Origin of the sequence: Bacteroides sp. An269 (assembly GCF_002159755.1) — a bacterium.
GTDB classification, from domain to species: domain Bacteria; phylum Bacteroidota; class Bacteroidia; order Bacteroidales; family Bacteroidaceae; genus Phocaeicola; species Phocaeicola intestinalis.
In genome coordinates this window covers 1-19,859 of record NZ_NFJG01000085.1, presented here as the reverse complement: position 1 = coordinate 19,859, position 19,859 = coordinate 1, and the positions used below count along the sequence as shown (strand labels likewise).

Genomic DNA, 19,859 nt, shown 5'->3' with positions numbered 1-19,859 from the left:
ACTTATGAACTATAAAAGTTAAACGGGACAGGGAAACCCACCCGTTTAACTTATTTAACAAAAATATTCCGCCATAAAACTTGTGCAAGTCTTAGAATTCTGTGGTGAGTTTCTGATTTCTCCCCGGAACAGTTGTTTCCACATTTGGATTACATGATCGTTTCAGACGGCTTCCATTTATGGTTTCCATATGAAAACCGTACGGTTTCCATATCGAGAACGTACGGTTTCCAATTCAAAACCGTACGGTTTTGATATCAAGAACGTAAAAGTATGCCTGCTGAAACAAAGATACGAGCTGTATGCAAAAATAAATGTTCCTTACCGTCTTACTCTTGTATATGCCATCAAATGTAGAAGGTGTGTAACATGCAGGAAATGCACAAATCCATGTCCAAAAGCTTCTGTGGTGAATATTTCAATCAAATCTTTGCTTTCAGCGATGCCTGGCAGATGCCGTTCAATCCGCATTTGTCGCATTTCGGATTGCGTGCCGTACACACGTACCGTCCGTGCAGGATAAGCCAATGGTGTGCCTTGGGTATCAAGGCTTCAGGAATATAACGGGTAAGATGCTTTTCGGTAGCAAGCGGAGTAGTGCAGGTGCCGGGCACCAGCCCGATGCGGTGGCTCACACGGAACACGTGGGTATCGACTGCCATGGCGGCTTTATGGAACACCACGCTTTGGATGACATTCGCTGTCTTCCGTCCTACTCCGGGAAGCTTCACCAGTTCTTCCAGCGTATCGGGCACCTGCCCTCCATAATCACGCACCAGCATCTGTGCCATTCCTACCAGATGCTTCGCCTTGTTGTTGGGATAGCTCACGCTCCGGATGTATTCGTAAACCACATCGGGAGTGGTGGCTGCCATAGCTTCTGCCGTAGGAAAATCACGGAACAATGCCGGAGTAATCATATTGACCCGCTTGTCGGTGCATTGTGCGCTTAAGATAACGGCTACAAGCAACTGGAAAGGGTCTTCGTAATGCAATTCGGTTTCTGCCACGGGCATCGCCTGCTCGAAATAAGCGATTACCCGGTCGTAAAGTTCTTTTTTTCTCATTTTTCTTTCGTTCCCATTTTTATATAAAAAGTGCCGTTGAGGCAAATCGCAATCTCTCCGGCTTTTAATACCATTTCTTCCGCTTAAAGTACACGCATACACCGATGGCGATGAGCAACATCAGTCCCCAAGCATAGAGGTATCCGTATTTCCAGTCCAGTTCGGGCATGACGCGGAAGTTCATCCCCCAGATGCCGGCGAGAAAAGTCAGCGGAATAAAGATGGTAGATACCACGGTGAGCTGGCGCATGATGTTGTTCATGTGCCGGTCGTTGCTGGAAAGAATCATATCGACCAGCGCACCGAGCAGGTCACGGCATCCTTCCAATGTTTGCAGGACAAATTGCAGGTGGTCGTTTACATCGTTGAAGAACGGGCGGCTCGCCTTATGCAGCAACCGGGTATCTTCAGGATGAAGAAGTTTGGCGATTTGTTCCTTCAGCGGGAAGATGCATTTCTTTATCAGGCGATAATTACGCCGGAACACGTGCAGGTCGCCGATTGTTGGATCCATCACACCGGGCGTGAGCAAGCGCTCTTCCAAGTCTTCCAGCTTGTCTTCCATATCCGAAATGATGGACATGAAACTGGTCATCACGCTATTCAGAATCACGCTCAGCAGAAAGTCTGACGAGCGGGTACGGATTTTCAACACGTCATTTTCTATCGCCGTATAGATTTCATCGAAAAAATCGGTATCGTTTTCCGTAAAAGTGAGCAGGTAATCTTCGCCTTGCACCAGGCAAAGCTGTTGGGGAAGATATTCGTCCTCACCTGTAGCGGAAAGCAGTTTCAGGATTACGACATTATAGTCTTCGTGTGCTTCAATCTTGGTGAGATGAAGCGAATTGAGAATATCCTGCTCGGTAAGGAACCCAATGCCGAAATGCCGGCATACCTTCTGTATTTCTTCCGTATCCTTCAGCCCATGTATCTGAATCCAGTGCATGGAGCCCGCCTTGAAATAAGGCAATATGTCTTCTATGGTGTCACCGTCATGGTTTTCCGCTCCGGCTGGTCCATACGTACACAAGTGCAGGTGCGTCGGGGTCTTGCTTCCTCCGATATAGTTCAGTTCTTCCGTCAAAAGATTGTTCTTTGCCATAATCTTGCCTATAGAAAGTGTACAAATATAGGGTTTTCTTGCTAATCCGACAAATTATCCGTAACTTTGCGCCCGATAAAAAGATGAGGATGTTTCTTTGCCGAAACATCTTCCGTGTATTCTAGGACAACCACGTAAAAAACAGGAGCGATGAAAAAAGAAAATCTCGTATCGGTGCCTTTTATGGTTTTGGGCATCGTGTTTTGTGTATGCCTCGTAGCGGCAAATCTATTAGAAACCAAAGTCGTGCAGTTGGGACCGATAGCGGTTACTGCCGGGCTGATTGTTTTTCCCGTCTCATACATTATCAATGATTGCATAGCCGAAGTGTGGGGCTTCCGTAAGGCTCGTCTCATCATCTGGATGGGATTTCTTATGAATTTCATGACCGTTGCCTTGGGCCAGCTTGCCGTAGCATTGCCCGCTGCCCCGTTTTGGGAAGGTGAAGCGGGATTCAATTTTGTATTTGGCATGGCTCCCCGCATTGCCGCGGCAAGCTTGCTGGCTTTTCTGGCAGGCTCGTTTATCAATGCCTACGTGATGAGCCGTATGAAGCTGTCTTCACAAGGAAAACATTTCTCGGCGCGTGCCATCCTCTCTACGGTATATGGCGAAAGTGCCGATTCGCTTATCTTCTTCCCCTTAGCATTCGGCGGACTGATGCCGCTTTCCGAGCTGGGCAAAATGATGCTGGTGCAAGTAGCGCTGAAGACGATGTACGAAATCATTGTACTCCCCGTTACTGTCCGTGTCGTACGTTACATCAAGCACATTGACGGAACGGACACCTACGACGAGAACATATCTTACAATATTCTTAAAATTAACGAACTATAAATCAGGGACCAGGTGACTAGATAACTAGGTACTAGGTTTTAAATAGTCTTAGTATTTGGTATTAAAAAACTAGAACCTAGTCACCTAGTACCTAAGATAACAAAAACAATGGATAAAAACAAAGCATTAGTCGTATTCAGTGGCGGACAAGACTCCACCACTTGCTTGTTTTGGGCAAAAAAACATTTCAAGGAAGTATATGCACTGACTTTCCTTTACGGGCAGAAACATGTTAAGGAAGTGGACTTGGCACGCGAAATCGCCCGTAAGGCAGAAGTACATTTCGATGTGATGGACGTATCGTTTATCGGGCATTTGGGTAAAAACTCGCTTACCGACCTTTCCATTCCGATGGACGAAGAAAAGCCCGAAGGCAACTACCCGAACACTTTCGTACCGGGGCGCAACCTGTTTTTCTTGAGCATTGCCGCCGTATATGCACGCGAACGGGGCATCAGCCACCTGGTGACAGGTGTATCGCAAACCGACTTCAGCGGTTATCCCGATTGCCGCGATTCATTTATCAAATCGCTCAATGTCACGCTCAACCTTGCCATGGACGAGCAGTTCGTCATCCATACCCCACTGATGTGGATAGACAAGGCAGAGACCTGGGCTTTGGCAGACGAACTGGGAGTGCTCGACCTGGTACGCCACGAGACCCTGACGTGTTATAATGGAATCCCTGGAGACGGATGCGGACATTGTCCCGCCTGCAAACTCCGCCGGGAAGGATTGGAAAAGTACTTGGAAAATAAACAATATGACAATGTAATAATGTGCTAATAAATAATGTGCTAATAAATAATGTGCTAATAAATAATGTGCCAATGTGCTAATGTAATAATGAATTAGCGTATTATTTCATTGTTTATTGTCACATTGTTTATTGTCACATTGTTTATTGTCACATTGTTTATTGCCACATTGTTTATTGCCACATTGTTTATTGCCACATTGTTTATTGCCACATTGTTTATTAGCACATTGTTTATTAGCACATTATTTATTAGCTCATTAGCAAATTAAAAAATCATGGAAAGAAAAGACGAATTGACTATCTTGGGAAAGACCACCGCTTACAAGCAAGATTATGCCCCCGAAGTGTTGGAGGCGTTTACTAACAAGCATCCCGAAAACGACTATTGGGTACGGTTTAATTGTCCGGAGTTTACCAGTCTATGCCCCATTACAGGGCAGCCCGACTTTGCGGAAATACGCATCAGCTATCTGCCCGACATGAAAATGGTGGAAAGTAAAAGCTTGAAACTATACCTCTTCAGCTTCCGCAATCATGGAGACTTCCATGAGGATTGTGTAAACATCATCATGAAAGACCTTATCCGCCTGATGGATCCGAAGTACATCGAGGTAACGGGCATCTTCACACCCCGTGGGGGCATCTCCATCTACCCGTATTGCAATTATGGGCGCCCCGGCACAAAGTACGAAGAACTGGCGGAATACCGGATGAGAAATCACGATATTTAGACATATTGTCCAAAGTCTCCTCAAACGAACATATGTGATACGACTGACTTACTAAAGTATAATCATTACCTGTCAGGCAAGTTCCAGCCCCAGTTCCTCTTTCAGTTTCAGGAGGTCGGGGTTTTTCTTGCTCATCATTTGGAAGCGTTCCAGATGACTATAGGCACGCACATTTTCATTGGGAGCACTCACACGTACTTTCATCTTAATTTTCCGATTATGAAGTTTGTTGCGCAAATGCGCCTCAATACCTGCCCCCAGATTGGTCATATACTTCTGCACCATTTCGTTATCCACAACTACTTCAAACGTCACACCGTCTTCCAGCAAATGTGGATGAATATTGCGCATGCGTGCTGCATTTGCCGCCTCTTCTTTCGGAAGATTCACAGCAAATTCGTTCCAATAAACATTCAGATCTCTTTCCGTAATGAGATAATCTTCATAATCCTTGTCTTCGGAAGAAGAGGTCGACACATCAGTCGACCTCACCGTATCTTGCTTTTGTGCGACATGTGGACGACGGATAGAAATCCCCATACTCCCAGCCTTTACCACCGGAATCTTTTTTCCCGCCTCTTGCTTGGGAAGCGGATTTGCGTGCATAACCGGACCAACAGGTGCGGCAACCGGTTGGGAAGAAACCGTCTGGGGATAAATTGCCTCAGACTCAGATACTGTTGAAGGCTGAACTTGCGCTGCCGGACGAGACGATTGAACCGGCTGGGATTGATTGAATACGGGTTTTAAAGTCTGCTTAGGGCTACGCCCCTCACTTTCCTCATCCGGTCCGCCCAGTTGTGCCAGCTGAATCAAGGTCAGTTCTATCAACAACCGCTTGTTTTTGCTCACCCGATAGTTCAAGTCACAATCATTGCAAAGCTTCATCGCCTTAAAAAGGAAGGATGCCGTACATTTCTGAGCCTGTTTCAAATATCTTTCACGGATAGAAGCCCCGACTTCCAGCAAAGGCAAAGTAGCAGAGTCATGACTCACCAGCAGGTCGCGGAAATGCGAAGCCAGTCCGGTGATGAAATGGTTGCCGTCAAATCCTTTCTGCAATACATCATTGAATGTAAGAAGGCAATCGGGCACTTTGTTCTCCAGAATGAAATCTGTCAGTTTAAAATAATATTCGTAATCCAGCACATTCAGGTTTTCGATGACACTCCGGTAAGTGATGTGTCCGTTGGTGAAGCTTGCCACCTGGTCGAAGATAGACAATGCGTCACGCATTCCTCCGTCCGCTTTTTGGGCAATAACCGTAAGTGCCTCGGGTTCCGCGTCTATATGCTCTTTCAAGGCCACGCCCTCCAGATGCTCCACCATATCGTTCACGCTGATACGGTTGAAATCGTATATCTGGCACCGGCTCAGGATAGTAGGAAGTATCTTGTGCTTCTCGGTCGTAGCAAGAATAAAGATTGCATGCCGGGGAGGCTCTTCCAGCGTTTTGAGGAAAGCGTTGAATGCTGCTTGCGAAAGCATGTGCACCTCGTCAATGATATACACCTTGTACTTGCCCACCTGAGGCGGGATGCGTACCTGCTCGATAAGCGAGCGGATGTCTTCCACCGAGTTGTTTGATGCCGCATCCAGTTCATGGATGTTATAAGAACGCTGCTCGTTGAAAGCGACACACGATTCGCATGCATTGCATGCTTCGCCCTCGGAAGTAGGATGAAGGCAATTGATGGTTTTGGCAAAAATACGGGCACATGTAGTCTTCCCTACTCCTCGCGGTCCACAGAACAAATAGGCGTGCGCCAGTTTATGATTGGCTATCGCGTTTTTCAAAGTAGTGGTCAGTGCCTTTTGACCTACAACGGTGTCGAAGGTCGAAGGACGGTATTTTCGTGCCGATACGATATAATTCTCCATACTTCCGGTGCTGTTAATGATACGATAATTTTATTCGATAGCACAAAAGTACATAAAATCTCGGTTTTTCTTAAGGACTTGCCACGAAATCTTTTTATCTTTGTACCGTTATCTGAGCAAAAAAGTATCCGATATGAGTAAACTGAAAGCTGTGTGGAACTATATCCGCCGCCACAAATATCTGATTACCATCCTGGCATTCCTCTTGATTATCGGCGTGCTGGATGAAGAAAACAGCCTGATTCAGCGTGTAAAGCACAAACGTGAGATATACGAACTGAAACGTGAAATCAAGCATTACCGTAATCAGTATGAAAAAAGCAGTGAGGAACTGAAAGAATTAACCTCAAACCCTGAGATGTTGGAAAAGGTGGCACGCGAGAAATACCTGATGAAGAAACCCAATGAAGATATTTACATCTTCGAAGAAGACTTGGACAAAAACAATGACAAATAAATACTATCCGGCAATATCCGTTATCGGAGCCATCCTGCTATTAGGAGGCGCTATTATCCAAATTACCCAAGCAGTATGGGCACCTTACGTATACCTCGTAGGAGCTATACTTTTCGCCTATGTACAAGTAACAGACAGATACGAAGGGGCAAATCTTATCATCCGCCGTCTGCGCCGCCAGCAGATGCTGGGAGCTGCTCTACTGGTACTAGCCGGAGTTATGATGATACTTTGGCACCGTAACGAATGGATATTGTGTCTTACCATTGCTGCCATACTAGAGCTCTACACGGCATTCCGCATTCCTCAGGAAGAGCAAAAAGAAAAACAATAACATACGTTCTACCTTTCCTATACAAAACAAGAATGGCACACAGACATTTTTTCACACTGTCTATGTGCCATTCAAATTATACTCAACGAACAATCGTCATTTCATCTATCAGCCTTTGGATGCCCGCATACTTGTCGATGATGAACAACACGTAGCGGATGTCCACACAAGCGGCGCGCTGAAGCTGCGGGTTATAAGCGATATCCCCCGTCAGCCCTTCATAGTTCCGGTCGAAACCGATACCTATCAGTTCGCCTTGAGCATTGAACACCGGTGAACCAGAATTGCCTCCAGTATTATCGGTAGCCGTCACAAAGCAAACCGGCATACGTCCGTCGGACATGGCATACGGACCGAAATCTTTCGTGCGATATAATTCCTTCAGCTTATCGGGCACAATAAATTCAGGATTGTCCGGATCTTCTTTTTCCATCACCCCTTTCAGTGTGGTGTAATACAGATACTCTTCTCCATCCGCAGGTTCATACGAGCCTATCTTGCCGTACGTCAGGCGCAACGTAGAGTTGGCATCCGGATAGATAGCTTTCCCTTCCTTTTGCTTCAACGCCAGCATACCTGCCACCCACGTCTTGTGCGCACGGTTATAGGCATTGGTTTCGGCTTTCATCTCCTCGCCTGTCTTCCGATAACCTTCCTTTACCGAACGGGCATATTGCACCATCAGGTCATTCTTCAACTTATCCGCACCGGGATGCGCCAGGAATGCTTCCAATGCTTCGGGAGTGCTGAAGATTGAACTATCAAAACAAGCATCTACAAAGGCATCGGTATTCCCTCCGAACCGCTCGTTTACCACCTCAAAGATACCGATATGCTGAGCCGCAGGAACCAACCGTGCATAAAGGGCAATCAATTGCTTCGATACTTTCCGGTCCACTTCGGGACTGTAATCCTTATTGAAGAACTTCGCTCCCTCTGTCCGCAAGGCAGATACCGCTTCGTCTATCTCTTTCTTCTTTCCATTCTCCAAAGCTTTCAACAAACCGTCTGTATCAGGCACTTTCGAAAATTCCGTCCCCAACATCAACGCCTCATAAATGGCTTGCTGGTGATAAACGGCATCATGACGTTTGGCTACAATCTGCTTAATGGCATCGTAGGCTTGCTGATAGGCATCGTTTCCCGTCTCACGCCCGTATGCCAGCAAACGCTCTTGCTCTGCTTTCTTGCGGTCGAGCACTTTGAGGCGCACCAGCCCTTCGTTCATGCCAATGGCGTTCTTCCAATAGTTGGCAGACGAAGCATACTTAGCCGCATACTGGATGCGGGTCTTGGCATCCTTTGCCATTTCTTCACCCAATACCCGAAGCCGCACGCCCCGCACGGTATCGCGCATAAAGTTCGTGGTACTCATACGCTCTTCCACCTCATCACTAATCATGTAACGCCAATTGCGTCCGGGAAATCCCATCACAAACGTGAAGTCACCTTCCTTGATGCCGCCGGCATTGATAGTCAGATGCTTCTTCACCTTCAGAGGCACATTCTCGGAAGAATACAAAGCCGGCTTCCCGTCTTTCGAGGCATAAATGCGGAAGATGGAAAAATCTCCGCAATGGCGTGGCCACATCCAATTATCGGTATCAGCACCAAACTTTCCGATAGACGAAGGAGGAGCACCCACCATACGGATGTCCTTATAAACGGTCTTGACGAACAGATAATACTTATTGGCACCATAAAACGGTTTCAGTTCGAGTACCGTAAAGTCATCGGTCTTTATCTTTTCTTTCTTGGCAAACCGAACCGCCACTTTCTCCAGATAGGAAGGCGAAAGATAATTCAGTCCTTCGGGGTCTTCGTCTTTCTTTAATTGTTCCAATACATAATTGGTCACATCAAGGATGCGGTCGATAAAAGTCACGGTCAGCCCTTCGCAAGGAAGCTCTTCGGCGTATGTCTTCGCCCAAAAGCCATCGGTCAGGTAATCGTGTTCTACAGAACTGTGTTGCTGGATATAACTGTACCCGCAATGGTGATTGGTAAGCACCAGCCCTTCCGCCGATACCACTTCGCCCGTACAGCCTCCGCCAAAGTGAACCACCGCATCTTTCAGGCTGATGCCCTCAGGACAATACACCTTATCAATGCTGATGTCCAGTCCCAAATCTTGCATCACCGCCGCATTCTGTTTCTTCAGGTCGGTCAGCATCCACATGCCTTCATCGGCATGAGAAACCAAAAAGCAAGCGGAAAAAAATGTTATCAATAGGGATTTTCTCATAATGCTTATAAAAAAATCACCACAGATTACACAGATTATTTTAATTGACAATTATCATAATCACGTATGAATAACATAAATAATCTGTGTAATCTGTGGTGAAAAAACTTATTCTACAATCGTCATTTCATCAATCAGGTTCTTGCATCCGCCCAATTTCTCCACGATAAACAATACATAGCGAATATCTACGGCAATGCAACGCTGAAGGTTGTTATCGAAATTGATGTCACCCGAAAGCGACTCCCAGTTGCCGTCGAATGCAGCGCCAATCAACTCACCGTTACCGTTCATCACCGGTGAACCGGAGTTACCGCCCGTAATGTCGTTTGTAGTCAGGAAACAAGTCGGCATCTCCCCGTTGGGCAAAGCATAGCGTCCGTAATTCTTTGTAGCGTAAAGTTCTTTCAGCTTCGCCGGTACAACAAATTCCGGATTATTGGGGTCTTCTTTCTCCATTACACCCTTCAACGTAGTATAATATTTATAATGTACGCCATCCTTCGGGTCATACGATTTCACATTACCGTAAGTCAGACGAATGGTGAAGTTGGCATCCGGAGCTTTCGGCGTAGGAGCGTACATCTCGCACAAGCCGCGCACATAAGTCTTGTGCAACAAGTCGATATCACCACAAGCCTTGTCGTATGCTTCATACAATTTTTTCATCATCTCGTTCTTAGCGGTCGAATACTGGATAGCCAAGTCCTTATCGATAGCTTCCAGTGTCGGATTAGCCACGAACGCATCAAAGTTCTTCTGATTCGAGAAAATGCTGGTATCATACAACGCGTCAATATAAGCATTGTAATCACCGTTATATTTCGTCTTAATCGTTTCATAGAAAGCGGGAAGCGCATCCGCCGGAACGCTCTTTGCATAAAGCGGAATCAGGACCTTAGCCACCTTGCGGTCCACCTCATGGTCATAATCCTTATTGTGCACGTTGGCATATCCTTCTTTCAGTTGTTCGAGCGCTTTCTCAATGTCTTTCTTCTTATTCTTTTCGAGTGCAGTTTTCAGGTTATCGAAAATCAGGTAAGTAGCGCCAAACTCGATACCAGAACGGAAAGTCTCGGTGAAATAAGTCAGCTGTTTGGCAAGCGGAGTCACCCGAGTCACATACTCATCGATTTTTCCTACTACCGAAGCATAATCGGCATTGTTCTTTTCCTTGGCAAACTTAGCGAAGTTGGCTTCCTGCTCTGCCTTGGTTTCCAACACACGGTTGTCGACGATAGCCTTATTCATTCCAATCGAATTTTTCCAATAGTTGCTGGAAGAAGCAAACTTGCTGGCATACTGGATACGTACCTTATCACTTGCTGCCATTTCCTTGCGCAACACTTCCTGACGTGCCTCGCGCACCTGAATGCGCGGTGTATTGGTTCCGTCCATGCGGAGTTTCACCTCGCTTTGGGTCAGATAGCGGCTGGTGCTTCCGGGAAATCCCATAATCATGGCATAGTCGCCTTCCTGCAATCCTCTCAACGAGATGGCAAGATGCTTCTTTACCTTTAAAGGCACATTTTCGGCACTATAAGGCGCAGGGTCCCCGTTCTTGTCGGCATAGATACGGAACATCGAGAAGTCGCCCGTATGGCGGGGCCACATCCAGTTATCCGTTTCACCTCCGAACTTACCGATAGACGAAGGAGGAGCAGCCACCATACGCACATCGCTATAAGTCTTGATGAAGAACAAGTAAAATTTATTACCTTGATAAAAAGGAAGTGCCTGTGCCGTGATGCCGGGTTTGCCTTTCAGGTCACTCTTCTTCAGTTCTTCATCGGCCAGTTTTTTTAAATATTCCGAACCAAACGAATTCAATTCTGTCACCTTCCCGTCTTTGATGTCCTGGTTCACCTTATCAGTCACATCAACAATACGCTCTACAAACTTGAAAGTCAATCCCAGAGTAGGAAGTTCTTCAGCACGGCTTTTCGCCCAAAACCCATCAGTCAGGTAATCATGCTCCACCGAGCTATGCTGCTGGATAGCATCGTATCCACAATGATGATTTGTAAGAATCAAGCCTTCGGGCGAAATGATTTCACCCGTACATCCGCGCCCGAAAATACCTACGGCATCTTTCAAAGCCACATGATTCGGACTATAAATATCATCCACGCCTATCTTCAAACCTTGTGCCTTCATACGGTCGGCAAGGTTCTGCTCCTGCATCAGCTGGAGGAGCCACATTCCTTCATCGGCTTTCGCCGGCGCAAATACCGCACAAATCAGTGCGAATGCCAAAAGTTTCAGTTTTCTCATGTCGTTGTTATCAATTTAACTGTTTATTATTTCTTTCTTTTTTCTAATCAGCGAACAAAGATAGCGAAAAAAGCGTTTCCTGCATCTACATTCAGTAATAATCCTCTATTAAGTTTAATTTTTGATAATTTATTTCCATGAAAATAGTAAACGTTATACATTTGCCACACAAATCTTATAAGGCTTATATCTATGCATAAATGGTATTTGTTTCTACTATGTTGTACAATACTCTGCACCTCGTGCGGTAAAAAATACAAAATAGAAGGTGTATCTTCTGTTTCGAGTCTTGACGGTAAAATGCTTTTTATCAAAGTCCCTTCAGGTGACAAGCTGGTCAGCATCGATTCGGCAGAAGTGATACATGGCCTTTTCAAAATGGAAGGCAAGGTCGACTCTACGGTCGTAGCTTCCCTCTTTATGGATGACAAGTGCATCATGCCGGTAGTCATTGAGAAAGGAAACATCGACATCAATATCAACAATGCCGGCTTTACACTGAAAGGAACTCCCTTAAACGACAGCTTCAACGAATTTATCCTGAAACGTAATTCGCTAAGCGACCGTGCCGATGAAGTGGAGCATCTGGAAGCACGCATGATATTGGATGGAAAAGACCCTGCAGAAGTACACCGTGAAATAGAGAAGCAACGCAACCAGGTGGCCACACAAATAGACAGCCTTGCCAAGACATTCATACAGACTAACTACGACAACGTATTGGGACCGGAAATATTCATCATTCTGTGTTACGGCATGCCTTATCCCGTATTGACTCCAGTAATGCAAGACATCATCAACGAAGCCCCAGCCTCGTTCAAAGAAAACCCTATGATAAAAGAATTCATTTCAATTGCCAAAAGCAATATGGACAATTGATTTTTACGTAAACAGCCAATACAATACATACCCCGGAAAAATGAATATATACTGCATCGGCAGTTGAATATAACTGCATCGGCGATTGAATATAACTGCATCAGCCTACGGATATATACTGCATCAGCAAACACAGTACTAGTGTGTGTTTCAACTCGCCGGATTGGCTAATTTCAGATGCGTACCTTTGCACCAGCCAGATACTAAATGACTAGGTTCTGAATAGTTTTACAAATGGCATCCAATACCTAAAACCTAGAACCTAGTCAATCAAAAAATAGCCTAAAAACTTAGAAGCTGTTTTTGAATTTCTCCAAAAAGTTTTTCTTGGCTTGATGTATCCGTTTTCGTGTGTGCTTTGGGCGATTTTTTGGTCCTTTTCGCTCCTGTTCTTCGTCAGATAGCCCGCTATCTTCCTCATCACAGAAGCAAAAATGCCTCAAAAACTCATCCCAAATCATCGCACGATAAATTCAAAACAGCTTCTTAGAAGCTTTATTTTTCCTATGCTACTTTCTCCAACCGCTTCATCACCGAGAAGATGAACAAGGCAGCCAAGAGACAGAGTACCATCAACGTACCCCATACCACATAAAGCGGCATATCTCCCCATAACCAAGAAGCCACCGAAGTGAGGTAATTACCGATAGCCGTAGCCACGAACCAACCTCCCATCATCATACCCTTATACTTAGGAGGAGCCACTTTCGACACGAACGAAATACCCATCGGAGAAAGAAGCAACTCGGCAAACGTCAATACCAGGTAAGTCGATACCAGCCAGTTGGGCGATACAAACGAAGCAGTTCCCGCCTCAATAGCCTGAGCCTGCTCGGTAGGACAAAGCAAACCGACCGAAGCAGCCAACATCAGCACATAACCGCAAGCAGCCACCAACATACCCAAACCGATTTTACGCGGAGCCGAAGGCTCTTTGCCACGTGCTGCCAACGAACCGAATATCGCCATAGATACAGGCGTAAGTGCTACGACAAAGAACGGATTGAACTGCTGGAAGATAGGCGCATCCACCGGAGTGCTTGCAGGAAGTGCGACGTACTGATAACCCAAGAAGCACATTGCCAGAAAGATGACCACACACGAAACAAGCTTGCCTTTGCCTGTTTTCGACTGGAAAAACGAGAACAGGGCATAAACGATGAATATCACCGCCACCAGGTTCCATACGCTGAACATCATGCTTTCCAATCCTTCCGAGCTGCGTGCGGTAAACTGCTTGGCAAAATAAGTCAATGTCAAACCGTTCTGATGGAATGCCATCCAGAAGAAAATCACCACGGCAAATACCAGACACAGTGCCACGATGCGCTCTTTCGTCTCACGCGGCGAAAGCTCCTCGTGCTTTTCTGCCGCAGCAGCACCCTTGCCTGCTTCTTTCACACTTCCCCCTTCCACGTGGCGGAACGTGCTACGGAACCCGTAATAGATAGCCATGGAAACAATCAGCGAAACACAAGCCACGCCGAACGCAAAGTGATAGGAATCGTTCGCACTTACACCCAGGCTGTTCTGCGCATACTTCATAATCTCGACCGCTGCTGTCGGAGCAAAAAGCGCACCGATATTAATCGCCATATAGAAAATGCTGAACGCCGAGTCGCGCCGTTTGGCATACCGGGGATCATCGTAGAGGTTGCCTACCATCACCTGCAGGTTTCCTTTGAAAAGTCCCGTACCGCAACTGATTACGACCAGTGCGGCAAACATCGCCACCAGCCCCAATGTGCTGCTTCCCATCGGCAGGGCAAGTAATACGTAACCAGCAAACATCGCAATGACGCCCACCGTCACCATACGCCCATAACCGAACTTATCGGCAAGAATACCTCCTATAAACGGCAAGAAATAAACTAAAGCCAAAAACATGGCGTAAATGTTGCCGGCTGTACTCGGCGACATGCCGAAATTGTCCATCAAGAACAAAACGAAGATAGCCAGCATTGTGTAATAGCCGAAACGTTCGCCCGTATTGGCGAGCGCCAGCGCATAAAGACCTTTAGGTTGTCCTTCAAACATACATAAAACTATTTTAGATTAATAAAAAAACATTATTCCACCGACAAAGGTATGAAAATTACTTATTTTTGCAAAGGAATAAGCACCATACGTTATGAAAAAGATTGTTTTAGCTATCGATTCGTTCAAAGGATGTCTCACATCGGAAGAAGTGGAGCAATGTGTAGCAGAAGAAATACATCGCCTCCACCCTCAATGCCAAACCGTAGCCATCCCTATTGCTGACGGAGGAGAAGGTATGCTCGACACACTGATAAATGCCATGCAAGGACAAATCATTTATACCCGTGCCCACGACCCACTCATGCGAATGCGTACAACACGCTACGGCATACTGGGCAATCAACAAACCGCTGTTATCGAAATGGCGGAAATAAACGGCCTGACCACACTCTCTCCCACCGAACGGAATCCGATGGAAACCAGCACATACGGTACGGGAGAACTGATAAAGGAGGCTTTGGAAAAGGGATTCCGACGGTTTATTATCGGTATCGGAGGAAGTGCCACCAACGATGCAGGCATGGGCATGATGCAGGCACTCGGTGCACGGCTCTACGATAAAGAAGGAAACGAATTGGGACAAGGAGGGAAAATCATGAAACACATCGCACGTATTGACCTCGATCTCCTGCATCCGGCTCTGAAGGAAACAAGTTTTACCGTAGCTTGCGATGTACAGAATCCTTTCTACGGGCCACAAGGAGCCGCCTATGTCTTTGCCCGGCAAAAAGGAGCTACCGACGAACAAATACATCTGCTGGACAAAGGGATGCAACATCTCGCCCGTCTCATCGAACAGGATTTTCACATCTATATAAATAAGGTAAAGGGAGCGGGAGCTGCCGGAGGGCTTGGCGGAGCCTTCCACGTATTGTTGAAAAGCCGGCTTCAATCGGGTATCGAATTACTGTTGGACACCGTAGGATTCGATGAACAAATCAAAGATGCCGACCTCGTCATCACCGGAGAAGGCAAGGCAGACCGCCAGACTTGCGAGGGAAAGGTTCCTGCAGGAGTACTGAAAAGAGCGACAAAAGCCGGCATTCCTACCCTTCTGCTGGCAGGAAAGACAGAAGACCGCGACTTATTGGAAAAGATGGGGTTCTGCCAACTCATCCAAATCTCACCCGACACGTTGTCTCCCGAGCAAGCCATACAACCGGATATTGCACGGGAAAACATCCGCAAGGCTACGCAATGTGCATTCAAAACAATGCAGCCACTTCCGCCCGCGCCTCACGTATCAGGTCATCAGGAGCAAGCTTGATTTGCAGCCCCCGTACGCCTGCACTTACATAAATAAAAGGAAAATCCAGGCAGGTCTTATGAATATACGTCGGGAAATGCTTTTTCATCCCGATAGGCGAACATCCACCGCGTATGTAACCCGTAAGCGGAAGCAATTCCTTTACAGGTATCAAATCACACTTCTTATTACCCGAAACCTTTGCCGCTAATTTTAAGTCGACTTCATGCTCGCCGGGAATCACACAGACAAAATACCCGCTCTTATCGCCGTGCAACACCAAGGTCTTGAATACACATTCGATGTCTTCTCCCAACGATGCCGCCACATGCACGGCACTCAAGTCGTTCTCGTCCACTTCGTAAGGAATCAGTTCGTAAGGCACTTTTGCCTTATCCAGCAAGCGTGCCACATTGGTCTTGTTAATTTTCATAAGCAATTTCGTTTGAATCTCACCACAGAAGACACAGAGTGCCACAAAGGAACACAGAAGAATAGGTCAATTAAACAATATGCCAATGTGAAAATAAATTAGCACATTGCCCTATTATTCATTGGCACATTAAAATAGAATCTGTATGCCTCTGTGGTGAAAATATGCACAATTTCATACCACACATGGTATCATTCTTAATTCTTCATTCTTAATTCTTCATTCTTAATTCTTCATTTACCTTCAGTTCTTCCTTCAAAAACTTAGGCGTATAACCTTTCGGACTCAGTGCCACTTCTTCGGGCGTGCCGGTAGAAAGCACCTCGCCTCCTCCCCTTCCGCCTTCGGGTCCCATATCAATGATATAATCCGCCATTTTAATGACGTCCAGGTTATGCTCAATGACAATCACCGTATTGCCCTTGTCCACCAGACGGTTCAGCACGTTCATCAGCACCCGGATGTCTTCGAAGTGCAAGCCTGTGGTCGGCTCGTCCAGAATATACACGGTCTTGCCTGTATCGCGTTTCGAAAGTTCGGTGGCGAGCTTCACACGCTGGCTTTCGCCTCCCGACAAGGTGGTGGAGGGCTGTCCCAGCTTGATATAGCCCAACCCTACTTCCTGCAACACCTTAATCTTATTCAGAATCTGTGGCACGTTTTCGAAAAACTCTACCGCACGGTTGATGGTCATATCCAGCACATCGGCAATCGACTTTCCTTTGAAGCGCACCTCCAGAGTCTCGCGGTTGTACCGCTTGCCGTGGCACACCTCACAAGGCACCAGCACATCGGGCAAGAAATTCATCTCAATGGTCTTGTAACCGTTTCCTCCGCATGCCTCGCACCTGCCTCCTGACACATTAAACGAAAAGCGTCCGGGCTTGTATCCGCGCATCTTCGCTTCGGGAAGACTTACAAAGAGATTCCGGATATCGCTGAACACGCCCGTATAGGTAGCCGGATTGGAACGCGGCGTACGCCCCAACGGCGACTGGTCGACATTGACCACCTTATCAATGTATTCCAGCCCTTCGACGGCATCGTAAGGCAACGGGTCTTGCAACGAACGGTAGAAATGTTGCGAGAGAATGGGCTGCAAGGTATCATTAATCAACGTAGACTTGCCGCTTCCGGAAACCCCGGTCACGCAAATCAGCTTGCCCAACGGAAATTCCACATCGACATGCTTCAGGTTGTTTCCCCTCGCTCCCCGAATCCAAAGCGATTTCCCGTTTCCTTCCCGACGCTTGGCAGGCACTTCGATTCTCATTTGCCCGTTAAGGTATTGCGAGGTCAGCGTACTGGTCTTCAGCATCTCAGCTGGGGTTCCGGCGAAGACCACTTCCCCACCCAGCCGTCCGGCTTTCGGTCCCATATCGACAACATAATCAGCCGCAAGCATCATGTCCTTGTCGTGCTCCACCACAATGACAGTATTTCCCAAGTCGCGCAATTCCTTCAACGAATTTATCAGGCGGATATTGTCGCGCTGGTGAAGCCCGATGCTCGGCTCATCGAGGATATACAACACGTTTACCAGTTGCGACCCTATCTGCGTGGCAAGGCGGATGCGCTGGCTCTCGCCTCCCGAAAGGCTGACTGAAGAACGGTTGAGCGACAGGTAATCCAACCCCACATCCAGCAGGAACTTCAGGCGGGTACGGATTTCTTTCAAGATTTCCGCTGCAATCAGGCGCTGCTTCTCTTCCAGAAAAGGCTCCACATGCTGCAGCCATGCATACAGCTCGCTGATGTCCATCGTTGCCAATTGATAGATATTCTTATCGTGAATGCGGAAATGCAACGCCTCCTTATTCAGCCGCGCCCCCTTGCATTCGGGACATACATCGGTCTTGGCAAACTGGTCCGCCCATTTCTGTGCGGTAGCCGAAGCATCACGGTCCTGCATCAGCTGGATATATTTGACAATTCCCTCGTACGTCACAAAATAATCGGACGAAGCATGTATCAGGGAATCTTTTATCTTCAGACGTTCGTCGCATCCGTACAATATCTCGTTAATGGCATCCTCGGGCAACTGGTTGACCGGCGTCTTCAGATTTGCATCATACCGTTCGAGCAAGGCATCGATTTGCCAGAATATCATGCCATTCTTATACTTTCCCAGGGGAGCAATCGCCCCTTCGTAGACCGAGAGGGAACGGTTGGGAATCACTTTGTCCACATCTATCAGATTGACGTAGCCCAACCCCTTGCAACGCGGGCACGCACCCTGAGGCGAATTGAAAGAGAAATTATGAGGAGCCGGCTCCTTGTACGAAAGTCCCGTGACGGGACACATCAGCCGCTTGCTGTAATGGCGTACGTTTTCGGTCTGCGCATCGAGTATCATCAGCAGCCCGTCACCCTGCTGCATCGCCGTAGCCACGCTCTGTTTCAAGCGTTTTTCCTCTTTGTCCGTCACCACGGTCTTATCGATAACCACCTCGATATCATGGTTCTTATAACGGTCCAGCTTCATGCCATGCACAATTTCCTTCACCTCTCCGTCGACCCGCACATACAGGTAGCCTTTCTTCCGCACCTGTTCGAAAAGTTCTTTATAATGCCCCTTCCGAGTACGCACCAACGGTGCCAGGATATAAATCCGTTTTCCTTTATAGTCGCGCCGGATAAGGTCGAGAATCTGTTCTTCGGTATACTTCACCATCTTTTCGCCCGACAAATACGAATAGGCTACTCCGGCACGCGCAAAGAGCAGACGCAAGTAGTCGTAAATCTCGGTAGTGGTACCTACGGTAGAACGAGGATTCTTATTCGTGGTTTTCTGCTCAATGGAGATCACCGGACTCAACCCCGTAATCTTATCCACATCGGGCCGCTCCATTCCTCCCAGGAAATTGCGGGCATATGCCGAAAAGGTTTCGATGTAACGACGTTGTCCCTCGGCAAAGATAGTGTCAAAAGCCAATGATGACTTCCCGCTCCCACTCAGACCTGTAATGACCGTCAGGCTGTCGCGGGGTATATCTACATCTATATTCTTCAAGTTGTGCACACGGGCACCCTCTACACTGAGCGTTTGGTTTTCTTCTTTCATACTTAACAGGTGATATATCCTCGCAAAGATATAAAAACCTTACCGAACTGCCATACTCCGCAAAGAAAAAGTAACAAATGCCGCAAGGCTTTTCATGGCTGTGACGGCCGACATGCTCAACATGCCGAACAATGTAGGGATAAAATACTTCTTGAACAGTGTAAATACTTTCACAGTACCTAAATCAATAGCATCTCTTTTCATTTTCTTATCGTTTTATGTTTATTGTCATGTTATTCGACAAACAAAAAGCCGGATAAGGTGATTGGTTTTACCCAGTCATCTTATCCGGCATATTATCTGCCCTCCGATGAGGATTACAAAACGCTTTCTTTCGTAATTTCGCTGCAAAGGTGGGTCAAAGATTTGGAGTATGCAAAATTCTGGCTGATTTTTTTTCAAAACAGTTTCTTCTATGTTGTAATCCAAATATCCAGAGAATTTTTTTATTTTATTAAAGGTTTTCATTAGCTTTGTAATCAAGGAGTTGAAGAGGATGCAAGCTC

Annotated in this window: 18 protein-coding genes; 7 read left to right on the top strand and 11 right to left on the bottom strand. The window is 46.7% G+C overall.

Annotation, left to right across the window (positions count from 1 at the left end):
- Positions 1-422: 422 nt before the first annotated feature.
- Together nth and corA are read right to left on the bottom strand one after the other, a co-directional pair.
- Complete coding sequence (nth, locus tag B5F71_RS14045; RefSeq protein ID WP_022041163.1) at positions 423-1,067, bottom strand: endonuclease III; 645 nt, start codon at positions 1,065-1,067, stop codon at positions 423-425.
- Between the two features lie 64 nt (positions 1,068-1,131).
- Positions 1,132-2,172: a magnesium/cobalt transporter CorA gene (gene corA / locus B5F71_RS14040; protein ID WP_013617428.1), complete on the bottom strand. Its 1,041-nt coding sequence runs from the start codon at positions 2,170-2,172 to the stop codon at positions 1,132-1,134.
- A gap of 150 nt (positions 2,173-2,322) precedes the next feature.
- On the opposite strand from corA, the gene B5F71_RS14035 reads away from it, so the two are divergent.
- The 3 genes from B5F71_RS14035 to queF all read left to right on the top strand — a co-directional run bounded on the left by B5F71_RS14035 (position 2,323) and on the right by queF (position 4,500).
- Positions 2,323-3,009: a queuosine precursor transporter gene (locus tag B5F71_RS14035; RefSeq protein WP_022041162.1), complete on the top strand. Its 687-nt coding sequence runs from the start codon at positions 2,323-2,325 to the stop codon at positions 3,007-3,009.
- 108 nt (positions 3,010-3,117) lie between these two features.
- Positions 3,118-3,795 carry a 7-cyano-7-deazaguanine synthase QueC gene (gene queC, locus B5F71_RS14030; RefSeq protein ID WP_087211412.1) on the top strand — a complete coding sequence of 226 codons (678 nt, stop codon included), beginning with the start codon at positions 3,118-3,120 and terminating at the stop codon, positions 3,793-3,795.
- 249 nt (positions 3,796-4,044) lie between these two features.
- Complete coding sequence (queF, locus tag B5F71_RS14025) at positions 4,045-4,500, top strand: preQ(1) synthase (RefSeq protein ID WP_013617425.1); 456 nt, start codon at positions 4,045-4,047, stop codon at positions 4,498-4,500.
- Between the two features lie 72 nt (positions 4,501-4,572).
- Here the strand turns inward: queF and B5F71_RS14020 are convergent, their stop codons facing one another.
- Complete coding sequence (locus tag B5F71_RS14020; protein WP_087211409.1) at positions 4,573-6,381, bottom strand: DNA polymerase III subunit gamma/tau; 1,809 nt, start codon at positions 6,379-6,381, stop codon at positions 4,573-4,575.
- Between the two features lie 133 nt (positions 6,382-6,514).
- On the opposite strand from B5F71_RS14020, the gene B5F71_RS14015 reads away from it, so the two are divergent.
- Together B5F71_RS14015 and B5F71_RS14010 are read left to right on the top strand one after the other, a co-directional pair.
- Positions 6,515-6,838, top strand: a complete 324-nt coding sequence (locus B5F71_RS14015) for a septum formation initiator family protein (protein ID WP_022041158.1) — start codon at positions 6,515-6,517, stop codon at positions 6,836-6,838.
- Positions 6,828-7,172 (top strand): hypothetical protein, encoded by a 345-nt coding sequence (locus B5F71_RS14010; protein WP_087211407.1) that lies wholly within the window; start codon positions 6,828-6,830, stop codon positions 7,170-7,172. The genes B5F71_RS14015 and B5F71_RS14010 overlap by 11 nt, the downstream gene beginning before the upstream one ends.
- An 82-nt stretch (positions 7,173-7,254) precedes the next feature.
- Here B5F71_RS14010 and B5F71_RS14005 read toward each other — a convergent pair whose 3' ends face one another.
- Both B5F71_RS14005 and B5F71_RS14000 read right to left on the bottom strand, forming a co-directional pair.
- The gene (locus B5F71_RS14005; protein WP_087211405.1) at positions 7,255-9,417 is read right to left on the bottom strand and encodes a S46 family peptidase; all 2,163 of its coding nucleotides are present in this window, start codon (positions 9,415-9,417) and stop codon (positions 7,255-7,257) included.
- Positions 9,418-9,525: 108 nt separating this feature from the next.
- The gene (locus B5F71_RS14000; RefSeq protein ID WP_087211403.1) at positions 9,526-11,691 is read right to left on the bottom strand and encodes a S46 family peptidase; all 2,166 of its coding nucleotides are present in this window, start codon (positions 11,689-11,691) and stop codon (positions 9,526-9,528) included.
- A 192-nt stretch (positions 11,692-11,883) separates the two neighbouring features.
- Between B5F71_RS14000 and B5F71_RS13995 the strand changes: the two genes are divergently transcribed.
- Positions 11,884-12,570, top strand: coding sequence for a DUF4369 domain-containing protein (locus B5F71_RS13995; protein ID WP_087211400.1), 687 nt, complete (start codon positions 11,884-11,886; stop codon positions 12,568-12,570).
- A gap of 290 nt (positions 12,571-12,860) precedes the next feature.
- On the opposite strand, the gene B5F71_RS20345 is transcribed toward B5F71_RS13995, so the two are convergent.
- Together B5F71_RS20345 and B5F71_RS13990 are read right to left on the bottom strand one after the other, a co-directional pair.
- Entirely contained in the window at positions 12,861-13,031 is a 171-nt protein-coding gene (locus B5F71_RS20345) for a hypothetical protein (RefSeq protein ID WP_158098100.1), read from the bottom strand.
- 43 nt (positions 13,032-13,074) lie between these two features.
- Positions 13,075-14,607, bottom strand: a complete 1,533-nt coding sequence (locus B5F71_RS13990) for a peptide MFS transporter (RefSeq protein WP_087211396.1) — start codon at positions 14,605-14,607, stop codon at positions 13,075-13,077.
- Between the two features lie 94 nt (positions 14,608-14,701).
- Between B5F71_RS13990 and B5F71_RS13985 the strand changes: the two genes are divergently transcribed.
- Positions 14,702-15,877 carry a glycerate kinase gene (locus B5F71_RS13985; RefSeq protein WP_087211393.1) on the top strand — a complete coding sequence of 392 codons (1,176 nt, stop codon included), beginning with the start codon at positions 14,702-14,704 and terminating at the stop codon, positions 15,875-15,877.
- Here the strand turns inward: B5F71_RS13985 and ybaK are convergent.
- The 4 genes from ybaK to B5F71_RS20800 form a co-directional block, all read right to left on the bottom strand.
- Positions 15,816-16,289, bottom strand: a complete 474-nt coding sequence (gene ybaK, locus B5F71_RS13980) for a Cys-tRNA(Pro) deacylase (protein ID WP_013617433.1) — start codon at positions 16,287-16,289, stop codon at positions 15,816-15,818. The genes B5F71_RS13985 and ybaK overlap by 62 nt on opposite strands.
- A gap of 211 nt (positions 16,290-16,500) precedes the next feature.
- Positions 16,501-19,353 carry an excinuclease ABC subunit UvrA gene (gene uvrA / locus B5F71_RS13975; protein WP_087211390.1) on the bottom strand — a complete coding sequence of 951 codons (2,853 nt, stop codon included), beginning with the start codon at positions 19,351-19,353 and terminating at the stop codon, positions 16,501-16,503.
- A gap of 39 nt (positions 19,354-19,392) precedes the next feature.
- On the bottom strand, positions 19,393-19,557 hold the full coding sequence (locus B5F71_RS20340) for a hypothetical protein (RefSeq protein ID WP_158098099.1): 165 nt from the start codon (positions 19,555-19,557) through the stop codon (positions 19,393-19,395).
- A gap of 75 nt (positions 19,558-19,632) precedes the next feature.
- Positions 19,633-19,859 (bottom strand): hypothetical protein (locus tag B5F71_RS20800; protein ID WP_206423847.1); only part of this gene is annotated, 227 nt, incomplete at its 5' end.

Coding starts and splice junctions, on each gene's coding strand:
- nth (WP_022041163.1), bottom strand. CDS start 1,067: ATGAGAAAAAAAGAACTTTACGACCGGGTAATCGCTTATTTCGAGCAG.
- corA (WP_013617428.1), bottom strand. CDS start 2,172: ATGGCAAAGAACAATCTTTTGACGGAAGAACTGAACTATATCGGAGGA.
- B5F71_RS14035 (WP_022041162.1), top strand. CDS start 2,323: ATGAAAAAAGAAAATCTCGTATCGGTGCCTTTTATGGTTTTGGGCATC.
- queC (WP_087211412.1), top strand. CDS start 3,118: ATGGATAAAAACAAAGCATTAGTCGTATTCAGTGGCGGACAAGACTCC.
- queF (WP_013617425.1), top strand. CDS start 4,045: ATGGAAAGAAAAGACGAATTGACTATCTTGGGAAAGACCACCGCTTAC.
- B5F71_RS14020 (WP_087211409.1), bottom strand. CDS start 6,381: ATGGAGAATTATATCGTATCGGCACGAAAATACCGTCCTTCGACCTTC.
- B5F71_RS14015 (WP_022041158.1), top strand. CDS start 6,515: ATGAGTAAACTGAAAGCTGTGTGGAACTATATCCGCCGCCACAAATAT.
- B5F71_RS14010 (WP_087211407.1), top strand. CDS start 6,828: ATGACAAATAAATACTATCCGGCAATATCCGTTATCGGAGCCATCCTG.
- B5F71_RS14005 (WP_087211405.1), bottom strand. CDS start 9,417: ATGAGAAAATCCCTATTGATAACATTTTTTTCCGCTTGCTTTTTGGTT.
- B5F71_RS14000 (WP_087211403.1), bottom strand. CDS start 11,691: ATGAGAAAACTGAAACTTTTGGCATTCGCACTGATTTGTGCGGTATTT.
- B5F71_RS13995 (WP_087211400.1), top strand. CDS start 11,884: ATGCATAAATGGTATTTGTTTCTACTATGTTGTACAATACTCTGCACC.
- B5F71_RS20345 (WP_158098100.1), bottom strand. CDS start 13,031: ATGATTTGGGATGAGTTTTTGAGGCATTTTTGCTTCTGTGATGAGGAA.
- B5F71_RS13990 (WP_087211396.1), bottom strand. CDS start 14,607: ATGTTTGAAGGACAACCTAAAGGTCTTTATGCGCTGGCGCTCGCCAAT.
- B5F71_RS13985 (WP_087211393.1), top strand. CDS start 14,702: ATGAAAAAGATTGTTTTAGCTATCGATTCGTTCAAAGGATGTCTCACA.
- ybaK (WP_013617433.1), bottom strand. CDS start 16,289: ATGAAAATTAACAAGACCAATGTGGCACGCTTGCTGGATAAGGCAAAA.
- uvrA (WP_087211390.1), bottom strand. CDS start 19,353: ATGAAAGAAGAAAACCAAACGCTCAGTGTAGAGGGTGCCCGTGTGCAC.
- B5F71_RS20340 (WP_158098099.1), bottom strand. CDS start 19,557: ATGAAAAGAGATGCTATTGATTTAGGTACTGTGAAAGTATTTACACTG.